We start from the raw sequence: 16,522 nt of genomic DNA on the forward strand, positions 1-16,522 counted from the left end.
GTCCATGTCCCTTATCGTACAGAAATTTGGTGGAACCAGCGTCGCCGACGCGGAGAAGATTCGTACCGCCGCACGACGGGCGATTCGCGCCCAGCAGGCGGGCAATCAGGTGGTGATGGTCGTGAGCGCCATGGGCAAGAACACCGACCTGCTGGTCGACCTGGCTGCCCAGGTGTGCCAAGGTGGCGGCGACGCTCCCGCTCGCGAAATGGACATGCTCCTCTCGACCGGCGAGCAGGTTTCGGTCGCCCTGATGGCGATGGCCGTGCACGACCTCGGCGCGAAGGCGGTGAGCCTGACCGGCGGGCAGATCGGCATCCACACCGACAGCTCGCACACCAAGGCCCGCATTCGCTCGATCTCCACCGAGCGAGTTCGCAAGCTGCTCGACGCGGGCAACATAGTGATCGCGTGCGGTTTCCAAGGCATCGACGACGACTGGAACATCACCACGCTCGGCCGCGGCGGCAGCGACACTTCGGCCGTCGCCCTGGCGGCGGTGCTCGGCGCCTCGCAGTGCGAAATCTACACCGACGTCGACGGCGTGTTTACCACCGACCCACGACTGGTGGCCGAAGCCCGCAAGATGGATCGTGTGAGCCACGACGAAATGCTGGAGCTGGCGAGCCTCGGCGCGGGCGTGATGCATAGCCGTTCGATTGAGTTCGGCAAGAAATTCTGCGTGCCGATCCACGTGAAGAACAGTGCAGTGTTCACCGACGAGCCGGGCACCGTGATCAGCACCGAATCGGAGTGCGCCGACCGCCCGGTAAGCGGGGCCGCGCTGACCAAGGACGAAGCCCGTGTGACCGTGCGGCACATCCCCGACCAACCCGGCACGAGCCAGGCGATTTTCTCCCGCCTGGCGGCCAAGAACGTGACGGTCGACATGATCGTGCAGAACCTGGGAGCCGGCGGCACCGCCGACATTAGCTTCACGGTTCCGGAGAGCGACCTGAAGCGAGCGATGGAAGCATTGCGGGAGGCCACCGCTGAGTTAGGCGGGGGAGATGTTTCGTACGATGAAGACGTCGCGAAGATCTCGATCGTCGGTCTCGGCATGGCCACCCAAAGCGGCGTGGCAGATCGCATGTTCCGCTCGCTCGCCGAGATGGGCATCAACATCATTGCCATCACCACTAGCGATATCAAAGTGTCGGTGCTCGTCGAACGCGCCCGCATGACCGACGCCCTGCGGGCGGTGCACCGCGAGTTTGAACTCGACAAGCCGCCGCACGAGCGGGCCACGTTTGGCGAACCCACGACCCCCGGAAAGCAAGCCGACGCGGTCGACGTAGTCGCCAAGCTGCAACACATGGAAGACCTTACCATCCATGGCGTCGCGCTCGACACCGAGCAGGCCCGGGTTTCGATCTCCAACGTAACCGACGTTCCTGGCATCGCTGCCGAGGTGTTCGAAGCGGTCGCCAGCCAGGGCGTGCTGGTCGACATGATCGTGCAAAGCGTCGGTGAAGATGGCCGCACGAACCTGAGCTTCACGGTTCCTCAGAACGATCTGGCGAAAGCTGGCAAGATCATCCAGGAACTCATCGACCGTGTCGGCGGCGAAATGACCACCTGCGATAAGATCGCCATCCTCACCGTGACCGGCGTCGGCATTCGCAGCCATACTGGAGTCGGCACCCGGATGTTCCAAGCGTTGTACGACGCTGGTATCAACGTCGACATGATCTCGACCAGCGAAGTCCGCGTGAACGTGGTGGTCGACGGCCCCCAAGGCGAAACCGGTCTGGCCGCCTTGAAGCAAGTGTTCGCGGATGTGATCGAGCGTTAAAGCAAGAACACACGAACCGCCAGCCGTACCGCCACGCGGTGCGTGAACCAAGAACTTATGGCGTTTGAGCTTTGGAAATCAACCGCGCGAGATCGCCGAAAGTGGTGATCCCCTCGGGGAGTGGGTTGCGAAACTGATCAGCAATCGAACCGAGAAAGCAAAGCACAATTGCCGGCAGACCAATGGCTGCCACAGCAACCATCCACATGGCCGGGAAGATATCGTCCCAGATAAGCAGGAATGCCGCTGCTATGGCAAGTACCGCTGCTACGAAGAGCGAAACTCCGTAGGAAGTCTCGAGCCAAGCTTCGGAAGCCGTTTTACGCAACGCGGGTAGTACAAAACCAGAAGCCCACCCCGCACGGCCCCACAAAGTTCGGGTCTTCGAATTCCCCAACTGACCAAAGATGGAGGTCGACGGACCGACTCGCTTGCCTTGCAGCTCGGGCAAGTCGCATAAGCCGCGAAACGCCCCGGCTGGTCTGCAGTGCACACCAAATACGGTGACCGGATCAAACGAGGCCCCCGGCGCACGGCGAGCGATGAACTCGGCCATCTTGCGAACCGTAATCTTGCGACTAGTTTCGTCCTGCCAGTCTTGCCACAAGCGTTTCCCCTCGCTGGGGCTTACCCACTGACTGAGGGGCAACTTGAGCCAAACAATCCAATGTCGCTCGTTCGACTTGAAGCCAAAGTAGTCCGACAACTCCATCAAAAACCACAACGGGCAGTCGTGACTCTCTTTCACATCATCGTAGTACTTGCTTACTGAAGCGTCGGGATGGAGTACTAACTCTTCATCCACGTGCTCCGTCACGTAAGCCTGAATGCCGCGGAGGACCTGCTCGGTCGTAAAAAGCGCTGGAGCTTCCATGACTGCACCAGGCTCCTTACCCTTCGTTTTCGATCTCGGTAAACACTTCTTCGGCCACGTAGATCGGTAGCGGAGGGTCACAGGTCACCGCGACTGCGATGGCATCCGACGGGCGGGAGTCGATTTCGATCAGCTCCCCTTCGTGGCGAATTCGCAGCTGGGCGTAGTACGTGTGCTCGTGCAACGAGCTGATGACTACGTCCTGAAACTCGCCGCCCATCGCCTCGACGGTGCCGACCAGCAGGTCGTGCGTCAGCGGACGGGGGGTGTCGATGTTCTTCACGCGACGATCGATGCTCGTCGCTTCGAAAATTCCAATGAGTATGGGGAACGCACGGTCGCCGTCTACTTCTTTCAAGTAGATTACTTGACTGTCGTTGATTTCGCTGATGATGATCCGCGAGAGCTCCATGGCAACGGGCATGTCGCGATTCCTTCTGCAAGTTGACGATGTAAGTCTGCCTGTAACCCGCAACATTTCTCACGACGGAGTGAATGCTAGCAATTCAGCATCACGTGGGTCGGTTGTTTTATTATAGCTAGCTAAGGCGACCCGGGACAGCACATTCGTTGGCCAGATATCTTGAGTGGGCTTGAGCCGTAGCGGGCGATTTCGTACAAGCCAGCAAAACTCTTCCGATCTTCCCCAACCTTCAGGTCGTCGCAATGCGCGAACTACCACTATTTTTGCTCACGCTTTTTAGCCTCTGCAATGCCTTGCAGCTTGCCCATGCCGAACCGCTCGAACAACCCTACCGCGTGTGGGTGGGGGATTCCGGCGCGAAGATTTACAGCTATGCAAGTGACGACAATTACCCCACGCAGCAAGTGCCGGTCGGTACGGAGTGCGAAGTGTACGAAGAGCTTCGCGATGGGTGGCTGGCCATTCGTCCTCCCGCGGGGAGCCACAGTTTGGTGCTCCGCTCCGCACTACAGTTCGATACCGATGGCCAGGTCGCCCGTGTAAAGCGTGACTCGACACCTTGCCGAGTTGGCAGCGTGATGTCCGATAGCATGAGTTCGGTGCAGGTTCGTCTCGACGCTGGCGAACTCGTGCAAGTAATCGACGACGGCAAAGCAACCGGTTCGCAGTGGGCCACCATTGCCCCGCCAGCTGGAGAGTTTCGTTACGTACGCGAACGCGACGTACTGCACTCCGAGCCCCGCGTTGATCTTAACCGCACCACCAACACGGCCGCGACACAGGGCGAACCGACGGTCGCGATTCCTGCCGACAACGAAGTGGTTCGCGTGTCGAACGACGAACTGGCTCCGCTCGAGGGCTTCTCGACTGGCCCCAATACCACCACTACCCCCCAGAGCCCCCCTGCCCCAGCGACCCCACAAGGGTTTGCCGCCGAGATGGATCGACTTGAGATCCAACTCTCGCGTCGCATGTCGGGTCCAGTGAATCTGTGGGTGTTCGACGACCTGGAACGCGAAGCGGCCGCCATGCTCAGCCGCGCGACCTCGCCTGCCGAGCAGCAAGCGATCACCAACCTGGCGAGTCGCATGAATCGGTTCGCTGCGATTTCGCAGCAATCTCGCACTGCGAGCACAGCAGCGACGACTCCTGCGGCTACACCGCAAACTCCCCCCACCACGCTCTCCAACGACGTCACCCCCATCGCTGGTAACGCCGCGGCCGACCCCGCCTTGGCGAAGTACGACGCAGTAGGTGTGCTGCGGCCGGTGGTCTCGACCAAAGGCAATGCTCCCCCCTACGCCCTCGTCGACGACGCAGGAAATGTGGTGACTTTTATTACCCCATCGCCGTCGCTCAATCTGCAGAGCCTGCTCGGCCAACGCGTTGGCGTCTCCGGCACGCGAGGCTATTTGCCGCAGTATGGCAATCGCAACATTCAGACCGCCGATGTGTCGGTGGTCGAAGGAACGATGCGGCGATAGTCCGCTCGACTTTTCATCAGACCGCCCTGCTGCAGCTCAAATGGCTCGGTGGTAGTTCTCGCTCACGGCATCATCGCTCGTCGAACGATCAGCGACTACTGGTGCGCTTCATTGCATCACAAAGCATGGCTCAGCACTGTGCCCGATAGTTCTGCCCGAATGTTACAGAAGGGTGCCTGACAACACCGCAGCATCGATACGCGTGCGATTGGCTAGCGCATCATCGCCCGTAGTTGATGGGCCTCGGTCGCAACTCGCGGGTCGGCATCGCGTAGAGCCAACTCGTAGGCAGCTTCGATCATCTCGGCGTTGCCCGAGGTGCGAATGCCGGATAGCGCGGCCGCCCGCACTTCTCCAGCCGGATCATGGGCGAGACGCCAGAGCCACTTGGTGGGCTCCAGCCGCGGGGCGGTCATCACTCGGCTCACCAAGGCGACTCGGTCGGTCGTCGAGGGAGAGATCATCATGCGAGCGTCGAGTGGCGACGCACTGCCGTAGCCGCGTTGCGACAGGGCTCGGGCGGCCGACTGTTGCTGGGCGTCGTCTCCCTTGGCCAGCAGTTCAAACAGCGTTCGGTCGGAATCGGTTTGGGCCACCAAAGCCTCTTCGGCCGCTTCTATAGGAGTGCGGGGAATCGGCTGCAATTCGACCGTCGAATCCCAATCGGTCAGTTCGTCCTCGGAGGTAGGATACGGAATCTCTTCCAACTGCAGGGGAGCAGGTTCGTTGATCTTCACCACCTGAGGGGACTCGGCCTCCGTTGGAGGGACCGGGGGAGGATCGTTGAGCGAAACCTCTTGAGGCACTGGCAGCAAGTCGATCGACCTTGGCTGCTCGACGAAAATCTCCTCGATCTCGACCGGAGCGTCGAGCGTCAGACGGTACTCCACATCGGGCTCGAAGTTCGCCCGCGGTTCTTCAGGAGGAAGCGACGAGAGCGCCCGATCGCAAACGCGAATCAGCTCCCATCGCTGGCCAAACGCTTGCTTCTGGGCCATGTCCAACAGTTCGATCAGCTTGATTCGCGACCAACGCCGACCGCTAGCAGTCATCGCAGGAAGCTTTTGCTCCAAGCTCTTCGCTAGCGGCAATGCGTTGTCGTCGAGATCGAACGATGTGGGATGTAAGAACGCTTCTTGTTGCCATTGCTCGACCAGGTTGTCGAGTTCATCGCGGGCAGCCAGGGCCACGGCCGAGCGTTCGGAGTTGGCAGCTTCGATCAACGTGGGGTAGGCCGACTCGCCGAACAACGTCAAGCGATGCACCAACTGTGCAGCCGTGCTATCGTCGGTGGTACGAATCTGGTGGGCAACGCGTTGCAGGGTGGCCCAAGTGCCAAAGCGAAAAAAACCTAGCACGATTGCTGTCGCTGCTAGCAAAACCCCAGCGACTTGCCAGGTTCGCCTGCTGCGAGCTGTCGCTCGCAACATTCGCACCACGGCTGAGCTAAAGGGGATTCGTCGCCACATGACAGTCGGAAGAAGGTGATTCGATTAGAGGAGCCTACAAGCCTTCGATAGCTAGCTCCGCCAGCGTTCGGCAAAGCCCGGAAGGCAGGCCTGGCGATTCTGGTGGTTTAGATCACTTCGTACAAGAGCAATCAGCGGATGCCAGCACGGGGAGTTTCGATTTCGGCTTACGTTCGCTCCTTCGAACTGCCGAAAAACTCGTTGAGACCGGCAGAGTTTGCCAACCGCCGAGGCGGTGCGCCTCGACACCTGGGGGGACAGGGTATGATGCGATGGAGTACGACGGTGGGAATCGCCGCCGCGGGAATGCTGCTGGCCATGGTTATCACCACCAAGGCCAGTGCCGAAACCGATCCGATGGCCGCAACCGGCAGCCGCGAGGCGCAGGACGAGGCCACGCGCTCGATTCCGTGGAAGTATCTGGCGAATAACGAACAGCGAATGGTGCAGTACGTTGTCCGCAACAACTCCATCTACCGCCGCATGCCGACCCGCGTGATCGATTGCGATCCGAAGGTGTTCAACTACCTGGGACAGAATCCCCAAGTGGTGACCGAGCTGTGGAAGATGATGGGAGTCTGCAACCTGACTCTCGAGAAGGTCAGCGACGACACCTATCGTGCGACCGACGACAACGGCACCAGCGGCGTACTCAAAGTGCTCTCGGATCGTTGGAACGACGACGCCCAGAACAGCATTCTGCTTTACTGCGAAGGCACCTACAAAGGAGCGCCGCTCCCGGGCGAGATCACCGCTCGCAGTGTGCTGCTGCTCCGGAGTGGCTCGGTGGTCGAAACGAATGGCCGACCCTACGTTACCGCGCGACTCGACTCGTGGGTGCTGATCGATCGGCTCGGCGTGGAACTGGTGGCCAAAACCATCCAGCCGCTGCTGACCAAGACCGCCGATCATAACTTCACCGAGACGATGAAGTTCGTCGGCACTTTCTCGAAGACCGCCGAGAACAATCCGGCCGGCATGGTAAACCTGTCGCGCAAGCTCGAAGCGATCGACGAACCAACTCGCGTCAGCATGGGCGTGCTGTGCCATGAAACCGCCGCCCGCTACCAGGCAATTGCGGCCAAATCGCAAGAGAGCGCGGTTCGGGTTGCCAGCCAGTCGAGTCCCTAGGCAAGGCGATTCGACTTAGCTTGCCGACAGCCCGCGATCGGTCGCCGCCTGCTCGCGGCTATACACGGCCAGGGTCGACTCGAACGTTTCCTTCGGAATCTGCCAGACCGGGTTGGCATCGGTGTGCGAGTTGCAATGCGCAACGATCACCCGATAGAGGAACTTGAAGAGGTTCCGCGGCACCCGCAGCGAACGAAACGCATCGATCAAACGCTGATCCGAGACCTCGTCGGCAAACATGGTCCGCAAGCTCGGCGTGGTCCCTTCGCTGGCGCAGGCGTCGAGCCGGGCGTTGGCCAGGTCGTAAAGCGCCTCGCCGGTCCAGTCGAGCGAAGGAATCATGTTCTGTTTGTCGATGCGGGCGCGTTGGTGGAAGTCGCGTGACTCGCGATTCAGGTGCTCGACCAACTCGCTGGCCAACAGCAACTTCAGCCCCACGCCTGGCTGCTTGAGGAACTTGTTATCGAGCATCGACCAGACGAAGTCTCGCATCAGCTCCACCGAGCCATTCACCAGATGCGGTTCGTCGACACGGTCGACCAGCACCGCGATGCCGGTGTACCCGAGCGACTGGAGCACGCCTTGGAACTTGGAGAGCAGCTCGTAACGATCGTCGGTTCGTCGCCGATTCGGGAGCGGCTGACCATGGAGTTCGTGGTCGCTAACTTTCATAAAAAGCTGCCGTAGCGACGAAGTGTCGCGTTTCAGCACGCGAACCTGCTTGGCAACGCCGCGGGCTTGGAAGTGGCACCGCCAGAGTCGCACGAACCATGGAATCCAGCCACCGATGGCGAGGATGACTGCGAGCCATCCCCAGAACGCAGTAAGGTTCTCGTTGCGCCAGAGCCAGATCACCAGCGCAAGCATCAAGCCCGAGGAGACAACACCCGCCAGCGGCGCGAGCAGCGTCGACCAGGAATTGTGCCAGAGCTTCCGACGCAACCGCGACGTGCGGGTGGAGAACGACTCGGCCAGCGAATCGTCGTAGCACGCAGCCAGTAGCAGCAAGTCGCGTTTCTGATGCTTGTCGAGTTTGTTGCGCAGATCGTTGGGAATGCGATTCGCCGAGGGATTGCCCTGCCCTTGTGCTTCGAGCGCCAGATCGACCAGGTTGGTCACCCCCTGCGAAAGGATGGCGTCCATGTGATCCCAGAGCTTCCACTCGTCGAGCACCTTGGCCGGGTCGCGCTGTTTGCGGGCGGGGAGTCGGTCGGCGAAGCGATCGAGAAACGGATTGAAGTCGTCGTATTCGATCACCCAAATTTTGCTGTCGGGATGCTCGCGATTGAACTCGGCCAGCTTGCCCATAATCTGCAACCGCATGGCGGTCTTGCCGGCCCCCTTCTCGCCGAACACGATCGAAGTGGCCGGGTCGGCCGGGTCGCCGAACACCTTATCCCACGCGGGGTGGTAAGTGCTCAGGCGGCAACGGTTTTTGAACACCGGATCGGTTTGCGCGTCCTCCTCCGCAAAGGGATTGGTGGAGACGCCATGGTGTTCTAGGAATTTTTCGGTACGCATGGTGCGAAGCTCGGGACAAACGTTGGGCGGCAGGGTGGCTCTATTTGGTGACGTTCTTGCGTACAATTATAGGTGACCCAACGGCGATACGCTGGTGGGGCATCGGTACGTTTTTTCGCAAATATCCGCACAGACGGCCTTTTTCACGATGACATTGCCACTGAAAACCGATCCCAAGTACGGCTATTACCCCTGGTGGCCCGAAAACGGCAACGACTGGGTTCACCCCGAAGATGTCGAACTGGCCCGCCGGGTGATTCCTAGTCCCCGCATCTGGCGCCGCGACGGCATGCAAGGCGAGTGCGTCGTACTGACGTACGGCAAACTGACGCTTCGCGTCCACCGCACGCTCTGGCGCGAACTCGACTGGGAAGGCTACAACCTGGGCGACATGGTCGAGATTCGCACCCGCGGCATGCAGAACGAACATCGCACCGGCATCATCCGCGAAATGCACTGGGACGATCACAGCGGTGTGATCCGCTACCAAGTGACTGAAGCGGATGAAACACTCGATAACCCGGTAAACTACACAGCCGCTGACCTGAAGCACGTGGAGCCAACCGACACCAGATACGAAGTTCGAGTCGAACCGCCGGAGAGCGATAGCGGCGAATACGAAGTAGATACCTCCGAATGATTGGGATAAAATGGCAGACAGCTTTAGCCCCTCATTCATGGGACGCCAAAATGGACCTTAGCAATCTTACGCAAGCCGATATTCTCAATGCCGCCTTGGCGTTACCCGAAGCGTCGCGTCGTGAACTGGCTGAAGAGATCATTCACAGCATTAAACCTTCGGATGTATGGAATCTCGAAGCTCCCAAATTGGGAGAAGCATTGCGGAAACGATCTGAAGCCATGAAATCGGGCGAAGATTTGGGAGTCGATGTGGATGCAATGATCCGCAACGCCCGCGCTCAAGTTGAAGCCGCCCGTCATCAGTAGGCGTCGCCATGGACTTCCGAGTTTCGTCCAGGGTGAATGGCGAGTTCGCTGCAATCTTCGCGCACTATCTCGACAAGTCCGTCGATGCAGCCGATCGATTCGTTGGCGAGTTCGAGCGAGCGATCTCAGAGATTCGCTCCTCGCCCAACAGGTATGCTCTGTATCTTCCGGAGCAGTTTGGCACTATTTATCGGCACTACTTGTTGCAACGTTATCCCTATAGTGTCATTTACGAGGTGACTGACACCGAGGTACTAATTCTTGCTGTTGCTCACTCCTCACGCGATGCAGGCTATTGGCTGAAAGAAGAGTAACGCCAAAGCACGCATCCCAAGAGCATGGATCGAATCGGCTAGCGGAAGGCGTACGATGCGAGGCCAGTTAGTGCAGCGGGGCACCATCTTCGAGTCCGAGACGCTTCATCTTCTTGTAAAGCGTGGTTCGGTTGATGCCCAGAGTGTCGGCGGTTGCGTTGCGATTCCAGCCATTCGACTCGAGCACTTGCAGAATGATCTGCCGCTCGGGCCCTTCGAGGGCTTCTTTCAGCGTTTGGCCAATGGTGAAGCGGGCCGAGCTGTTCGTGTTGCCTCCGGTGCGTAGCTCCAGCGGCAGGTCGTTCACTTCGATCTGCGGCCCCTTGCCCAACAACACCGCCCGTTCGACGACATTCTGTAGTTCGCGAACGTTGCCCGGCCAGGTATGGTTTTGCAGGCAGGTGATCGCATCGTCGCTGAAGCCAGCAACGTCGCGGCCGACGTCTTCGAGTGTTTCTTTCAGGAAACGTTCGGCCAGCAACGGTACGTCGCTCGCCCGTTCGCGAAGCGAAGGGAGTTCGATGTTGATCACATTGATGCGGTAGTACAGATCCTGGCGGAAGCTACCATCGGCGACGTTCTTCGCCAGGTCTTCGTTGGTTGCGAGGATCACGCGGACATCGACGTTGTAGGTCTTCGATCCGCCGACCGCTTCGAACGCCAGCTCTTGAAGTACCCGCAGCAGCTTGACCTGCATCGCAGGGCTGGCGGTGCCGATTTCGTCGAGGAAGATCGTACCGCCATCGGCTTGCAGAAACTTACCAGTCTTGTCGGTCGTGGCCCCGGTGAATGCACCAGCGACGTGACCAAACAGTTCGCTTTCCAGCAGATTCTCTGGCAGCGCACCGCAGGCAACTTCCACGAAGGGGCCCTTCGCGCGGCCGCTACGGCGGTGAATCGCCCGGGCGATCATGCTCTTACCAGTGCCACTCTCGCCAGTCACCAGTACGGTAGCGCGGGTATCCGCGACGCTCTCGATCATTTCGTACACACGCAGCATGCGGGGATCTTGTCCCACGATGTTGCCCATGCCGAAGTGCTTGTCGAGCTCGGCTTTGAGTTGGGTATTCTCGTCGAGCACCTTGCGTTGCGACAACGCCCGCTCGAGAGCCATCAACAGTTCTTCGTCGATCAATGGCTTGGTGAGAAAGTCGAACGCACCTGCACGAATGGCATCGACAGCCATGTCGCCGGTGCCGTAGCCGGTCATCATAAGCACCTGAGTGCTGGGCCAGCGTTGGATGGCTTGCTTCAGAAAATCGAATCCGTCGTCCTGTCCCAGCCGCACGTCGACCAGCGCCAAATCGTAGGTGGTTTGCTGGCAGGCCTTTACGGCATCGTCGCAACCGCGTGCATTATCGACTTCATACCCCTGGCTACAGAGCCAGTCGGTCATCGACTCGAGCACTTGGTAGTCGTCGTCAACGAGCAGTAACTTGGCGTTCGACATGGTGACAAGCGCTCTAGGCGCGACAATGATTAACGAAAACAACAACGGGGGCGACGCAAAAGCCGGTAGCCCGAGCCACAGAAATATCTAGGTTACGCGTTGCCAAGGGTCAACAAACCATGCCTATTTGAGGCACATTGGCAGGAATGATTCCTGGCTGCCACGCACCAGCCGGTGCAACCCGCACAGGCGGATTCACTGGTTGCGACCGGTGCATCGTATCCATTTAGTCCCTTGGACTGGCAACGGTTGCGGGTTCCGCCCTGCCGGGGCGGGTTCCCACTTCACGGGTAAAAGGTAGGATAGAAAAGGTCGAACAACGAACCGACGCCCAGCGAAACAGAAAAAAGGAATCGAATGCCAACCGATACATGTATTGGGGTACTCACAAGCGGTGGTGACTGCCCAGGTTTGAATGCTGCTATCCGCGGCCTTGGTAAGGCGGCGCTCGATCACTACAACATGTCCGTCATTGGATTTCGCGATGGTTTTCGCGGATTGGTCCAGGACCGCACGCTTCGCATTACCAGCGATCAACTCTCGGGCATTCTGACCGACGGCGGCACCATCCTTGGTACCAGCCGCGACAAGCCCCATAAGATGCCGATTGGCGACCGTACCGAAGACATGACCGACGTGATCGTCGAGAACTATCACCGTCATGGGCTTGAAGCAGTCGTCTGCATCGGCGGTGGCGGAACCCAGAAGAATGCCATGCGGTTGGTGGAAGCGGGGCTCAACGTGGTGACGTTGCCCAAGACCATCGACAACGACATCGCCGAGACCGACGTCTCGTTCGGTTTCGATACTGCTCTGCAGATTGCCACTGAAGCAATCGACCGCCTGCATAGCACCGCGACGAGTCATCATCGGGTGATCGTGGTCGAACTCATGGGGCATCGCGCCGGGTGGTTGGCCCTGGGGGCTGGCATCGCAGGCGGGGCCGATGTGATTCTGATTCCAGAAATCCCCTACGATCCCAACCTCGTTACCAAAGCCATCAAACGACGCGCCCGTCGCGGCCATCGCTTCAGCATCGTCGCCGTGGCCGAGGGAGCGGTGACCATCGAGCAGCAACAGCAGATCGACACACTGCTGCAGGAAAAGAAGGACGCGCAGGAGAAAGACGAAAAGAAAGCCGCATCCGACGCCCTCAAGAAGTTTCATGAAGACCACGTCGACCACACGCTGCTGCTCACTGGCCAACTGGAGGAGAGCACCGGCATGGAATCGCGACTCACGATCCTTGGCCACCTGCAACGGGGTGGCACCCCTTCGGCTGCCGACCGGTTGCTCGCAACCAAGCTCGGCACCGCCTGTGCCCGACTGCTCGCCGATCGGAAATATGGCTACATGGTTGCCTCGCAGGGCGATTCCACCGCTGCGGTGCCACTCGAGAAGGTCGCTGGTAACAAGAAGCTGGTACCGACCGATCACCCGTGGGTCGAAGCGGCCCGCCGCGTCGGAACCTGCATGGGCGACGAGTAGGCTCGCGGCCTCCGTTGCTTCCAAACCGCTTTGGCTATAACGTAAATGGCACGATCGTCGTCGGCAAACTCGAAGCCGGCGATCGCAGCGTTGGCATTCACGTGGACCCTCGAGCGTCGTTTGAGCATGATCTACCGTACTTTTGGCCGCACCGGTTTGCAGATGCCCGTATTCAGCTGCGGGGGTATGCGTTACCAGCAATCGTGGAGCGACATGCCGCTCGCGGATGTCGAGAAAGAAAACCAGCGAAACCTCGAAGCCACGATCCGGCGGGCCCTGGAACTCGGCATCACGCATATCGAAACCGCTCGCGGCTACGGCTCGAGCGAGCGACAACTCGGGGTGATCTTGCCGACGCTGCCGCGGGAAGAGCTGATCGTGCAAACCAAAATTGCCCCCGAGGCCGATCCCGCGGTGTTCGAGAAGCACTTCGAAGAATCGTTGGACCGACTGAACCTTGACTACGTCGACCTGCTGGCCATTCATGGCATCAATAATCATGAGCTGCTCTGGCAGTCGGTCCGCCCGGGAGGATGCCTGAGTATCGCGCGACGCCTGCAATCCGCCGGCAAGGCTCGGCACATCGGGTTCTCGACCCATGCTGCGATGCCGACGATTCTCGACGCGATTGGGCACCAGGGCGACGGTGGCTTCGACTACGTTAACCTGCATTGGTACTACATCAACCAAACCAACTGGCCGGCCATTGAGTTGGCCCACGAGCATGATCTGGGCGTATTTATCATTTCGCCCAACGACAAAGGGGGCATGCTGTATCGTCCGACCGATAAGCTCACCGAGCTGTGCGCCCCGCTCCACCCGATCGTGTTCAACACCCTGTTTTGCCTGGCCCGCCCCGAAGTGCACACGCTGAGCCTCGGTGCCGCGCGGCCTAGCGACTTCGATCTTCAAGTATCGAGCTTGCCGATGATCGAGCAGGCCAGTAGCACGATCGCTCCGATCGTCGAGCGGCTCGACCAGGCAATGCAGCAGGCCGTCGGTGCCGACGTGGCCACGCGGTTCGCCGAGGGTTTGCCCGATTGGGAAGAATCGCCCGGCTACATGAGCATGGCCATCATGCTCTGGCTTCGCAATCTGGCCAAAGCGTACGACATGGTCGAATACGGGCAGATGCGTTACAACCTGCTCGGCAACGGAGGTCATTGGTTCGAGGGGCTGAATGCCAAGAATCTCGAATCTATCTCGGACGAACAGTTTAACAAAGCGGTAAAGGATTCCCCCTTTGCCCAGCATGTACGCGACTGGCTCGCCGAAACGCACAAACTTCTCGGCGGATCCGAACTTAAACGGCTCAGCCAAAGCTAGCCAGCTAGCGTGCCCAGAACGCATATCTCGCATCGCTTCACCGCCGGGCGTTGGGGGTCCGCTGGCGATTGGTCCGCTGCAGCGCGACTTGACTCTTCTGGGGCTGCCAAGCTGGGGTTCGCTGCTTTCCGCAACGCATTGGCGACCAGCAAATCCGATTTGACATCCAGTGCGAGGTCCGCGACACTTACTTATCCTTTTCGCGGTCCTTTTCGTTTCCCCAAGTAAATAGACAGGTAGGAGTCTGCGGCTATGGCAGAACAGGCAGGTGGTGGAATTAGCAATGTGATGCGCGAAGAGCGGGTGTTTCCGCCGTCGGCTGAGTTTGCCGCTCAGGCACGCATCAAGTCCATGGAGGAGTACGAGGCCCTGTGGACGCAAGCTGCTGCCGATCCTCCCAAGTTCTGGGCCGATCTCGCCCGCGACGAACTGCATTGGTTCGAACCCTTTAGCAAAGCACTCGTGTGGAACGAGCCGGTCGCTGAGTGGTTCGTCGGCGGCAAAACAAACGCCTGCTACAACTGCGTCGATAAACACGTGGTCGAAGGTCGCGGAGATCGTACCGCGATTATCTGGGAAGGCGAACCTGGCGACCAACGCACGCTGACCTACGCCGAGCTGCAGACCGAAGTAAGCAAGTGTGCCAATGCCTTGAAGTCGCTCGGCATCGGCGTCGGCGATGTCGTAAGCATCTACATGCCGATGACACCCGAACTGGCGATTGCCATGCTGGCCTGCGCCCGCATCGGCGCGGTGCACTCGGTGATTTTCGCTGGCTTCTCGGCCGAGGCAATTGCCGACCGCAACAACGACGCCGGGGCGAAGCTGGTGATTACTTCCGACGGTGCCTGGCGACGTGGTAAGGTATTGCCGCTGAAAGAAACCGTGGACGAAGCGCTCGCCAAGAGTCCCACCGTGGAACATTGCCTGGTGCTCAAACGTGCCGGCGACGCCCCCACCATGCAGGAAGGTCGCGACGTGTGGTGGCACGACGTCGTCGACTCGGCTTCGGCCGACTGCCCTGCCGAACCGCTCGATAGCGAGACTCCGCTGTTCATCCTTTACACCAGCGGTTCCACCGGAAAGCCCAAAGGCATTAAGCACACGACCGCCGGCTATAACCTGTATGCCAAGAAGACCTTTGAATGGGTCTTTGATCACCGCGACGACGACATCTACTGGTGCACCGCCGACTGTGGTTGGATTACCGGGCATAGCTATATTGTGTACGGACCACTCGCGGCCGGCGCTCAAGTAATGATGTACGAAGGCGCACCGAACCATCCGGCCGAGGATCGGTTCTGGGACATCATCGAGCGTCACAAAGTGACCATCTTCTACACCGCTCCGACCGCCATTCGGGCGTTCATCAAATGGGGCGACGACCTGGTAAAGAAACACGATCTTACGAGCTTGCGAATCCTCGGCACCGTCGGCGAAGGCATCAACCCGGAAGCCTGGATGTGGTATCACCGCATGATCGGCGGCGAACGCTGCCCGATTGTCGATACCTGGTGGCAAACCGAAACCGGCGGCATCATGATGAGCCCGCTCCCGGGAGCGATTCCTACCAAGCCAGGTAGCTGCACCAAGCCGCTGCCAGGCATCATCCCGTCGATCGTCGGCACCGATGGCCAGGAAGTCGACACCAACCAAGGTGGCATGCTCACCATCGCTCACCCCTGGCCCGGCATGCTGCGTGGCATCTGGGGCGACATGGATCGCTACGAGCAGGTCTACTGGTCGCGGGTCAAAGGCAAGTACCTGGCCGGCGACAACGCCCGCTGCGACGAGGATGGCTATTACTGGATCATGGGTCGTATCGACGACGTGCTGAACGTGTCGGGCCATCGATTGAGCACGATTGAGATCGAAAGTGCCTTGGTCTCGCACGCAGCCGTGGCCGAAGCGGCCGCAGTGGGACGCCCCCACGAACTGAAGGGCGACGCGGTCGCGGTATTCGTCACGCTGTGCGACGCCGAACCGACCGAGGAGCTTCGCGAAGAACTCCGCCAGCATGTTCGCAAGGAGATTGGAGCGCTGGCCGTGCCGGACGACATCCGCTTTACCTCGTCGCTGCCGAAGACTCGCAGCGGCAAAATCATGCGACGCTTGCTTCGCGATATTGCCGCTGGCCGCGAAGCGGCGGGCGACACCACGACGCTCGAAGACTACACGGTGCTCGCAAAGCTGCGAGAAAAGGAAGCCTAACAGGGCCGATCCTCGCGAAAAACCAAATGGCACTAACCTGCCTGCTAGTGCTGCTAGCAGGCAGGTTTCTTTATGGGTGGTTGGTGG

Annotated in this window: 14 protein-coding genes; 9 read left to right on the forward strand and 5 right to left on the reverse strand. The window is 59.7% G+C overall.

All coding sequences use genetic code 11. The features are described from left to right. The first annotated feature begins 4 nt into the window (after nucleotides 1-4). The gene (locus tag Pan181_RS19395; protein ID WP_145249240.1) at nucleotides 5-1,795 is read left to right on the forward strand and encodes an aspartate kinase; all 1,791 of its coding nucleotides are present in this window, start codon (nucleotides 5-7) and stop codon (nucleotides 1,793-1,795) included. Nucleotides 1,796-1,850: 55 nt separating this feature from the next. On the opposite strand, the gene Pan181_RS19400 is transcribed toward Pan181_RS19395, so the two are convergent. Together Pan181_RS19400 and Pan181_RS19405 are read right to left on the reverse strand one after the other, a co-directional pair. Next, entirely contained in the window at nucleotides 1,851-2,669 is an 819-nt protein-coding gene (locus Pan181_RS19400) for a hypothetical protein (RefSeq protein WP_145249242.1), read from the reverse strand. A 16-nt stretch (nucleotides 2,670-2,685) separates the two neighbouring features. Next, nucleotides 2,686-3,093: a bifunctional nuclease family protein gene (locus Pan181_RS19405; protein ID WP_145249244.1), complete on the reverse strand. Its 408-nt coding sequence runs from the start codon at nucleotides 3,091-3,093 to the stop codon at nucleotides 2,686-2,688. 242 nt (nucleotides 3,094-3,335) lie between these two features. Here Pan181_RS19405 and Pan181_RS19410 point away from each other — a divergent pair, with 242 nt between their 5' ends. Further along, a complete protein-coding gene (locus tag Pan181_RS19410) occupies nucleotides 3,336-4,577 on the forward strand; it encodes a hypothetical protein (protein WP_145249245.1) in 1,242 nt (413 codons plus the stop codon). 212 nt (nucleotides 4,578-4,789) lie between these two features. Here the strand turns inward: Pan181_RS19410 and Pan181_RS19415 are convergent, their stop codons facing one another. Next, on the reverse strand, nucleotides 4,790-5,935 hold the full coding sequence (locus Pan181_RS19415; RefSeq protein ID WP_145249247.1) for a HEAT repeat domain-containing protein: 1,146 nt from the start codon (nucleotides 5,933-5,935) through the stop codon (nucleotides 4,790-4,792). Nucleotides 5,936-6,331: 396 nt separating this feature from the next. Between Pan181_RS19415 and Pan181_RS19420 the strand changes: the two genes are divergently transcribed. Continuing rightward, nucleotides 6,332-7,177, forward strand: a complete 846-nt coding sequence (locus tag Pan181_RS19420; protein ID WP_145249249.1) for a hypothetical protein — start codon at nucleotides 6,332-6,334, stop codon at nucleotides 7,175-7,177. A gap of 15 nt (nucleotides 7,178-7,192) precedes the next feature. Here Pan181_RS19420 and Pan181_RS19425 read toward each other — a convergent pair whose 3' ends face one another. Further along, nucleotides 7,193-8,698 (reverse strand): hypothetical protein, encoded by a 1,506-nt coding sequence (locus Pan181_RS19425; RefSeq protein ID WP_145249251.1) that lies wholly within the window; start codon nucleotides 8,696-8,698, stop codon nucleotides 7,193-7,195. A 148-nt stretch (nucleotides 8,699-8,846) separates the two neighbouring features. Here Pan181_RS19425 and Pan181_RS19430 point away from each other — a divergent pair, with 148 nt between their 5' ends. The 3 genes from Pan181_RS19430 to Pan181_RS19440 are packed head-to-tail and all read left to right on the forward strand — an operon-like array spanning nucleotide 8,847 to nucleotide 9,960. Next, on the forward strand, nucleotides 8,847-9,338 hold the full coding sequence (locus Pan181_RS19430) for a DUF6960 family protein (protein ID WP_145249253.1): 492 nt from the start codon (nucleotides 8,847-8,849) through the stop codon (nucleotides 9,336-9,338). Further along, a complete protein-coding gene (locus Pan181_RS19435) occupies nucleotides 9,335-9,646 on the forward strand; it encodes a hypothetical protein (RefSeq protein ID WP_145249255.1) in 312 nt (103 codons plus the stop codon). Before Pan181_RS19430 ends, Pan181_RS19435 begins: the two co-directional genes overlap by 4 nt. Nucleotides 9,647-9,654: 8 nt before the next feature. Beyond that, a complete protein-coding gene (locus Pan181_RS19440) occupies nucleotides 9,655-9,960 on the forward strand; it encodes a type II toxin-antitoxin system RelE/ParE family toxin (protein ID WP_145249257.1) in 306 nt (101 codons plus the stop codon). 67 nt (nucleotides 9,961-10,027) lie between these two features. On the opposite strand, the gene Pan181_RS19445 is transcribed toward Pan181_RS19440, so the two are convergent. Beyond that, nucleotides 10,028-11,410: a sigma-54-dependent transcriptional regulator gene (locus tag Pan181_RS19445; protein ID WP_145249259.1), complete on the reverse strand. Its 1,383-nt coding sequence runs from the start codon at nucleotides 11,408-11,410 to the stop codon at nucleotides 10,028-10,030. Nucleotides 11,411-11,767: 357 nt separating this feature from the next. On the opposite strand from Pan181_RS19445, the gene Pan181_RS19450 reads away from it, so the two are divergent. From Pan181_RS19450 to acs, 3 genes are all read left to right on the forward strand, one after another. Then, nucleotides 11,768-12,898, forward strand: coding sequence for a 6-phosphofructokinase (locus tag Pan181_RS19450; RefSeq protein ID WP_145249261.1), 1,131 nt, complete (start codon nucleotides 11,768-11,770; stop codon nucleotides 12,896-12,898). Between the two features lie 45 nt (nucleotides 12,899-12,943). Next, complete coding sequence (locus Pan181_RS19455) at nucleotides 12,944-14,224, forward strand: aldo/keto reductase (RefSeq protein ID WP_197528525.1); 1,281 nt, start codon at nucleotides 12,944-12,946, stop codon at nucleotides 14,222-14,224. Between the two features lie 252 nt (nucleotides 14,225-14,476). After that, nucleotides 14,477-16,435, forward strand: coding sequence for an acetate--CoA ligase (acs, locus tag Pan181_RS19460; RefSeq protein ID WP_145249262.1), 1,959 nt, complete (start codon nucleotides 14,477-14,479; stop codon nucleotides 16,433-16,435). Nucleotides 16,436-16,522 lie beyond the last annotated feature (87 nt).

The sequence above is a fragment of the Aeoliella mucimassa genome (assembly GCF_007748035.1).
In the GTDB taxonomy this organism is placed as follows: Bacteria; Planctomycetota; Planctomycetia; order Pirellulales; family Lacipirellulaceae; genus Aeoliella; species Aeoliella mucimassa.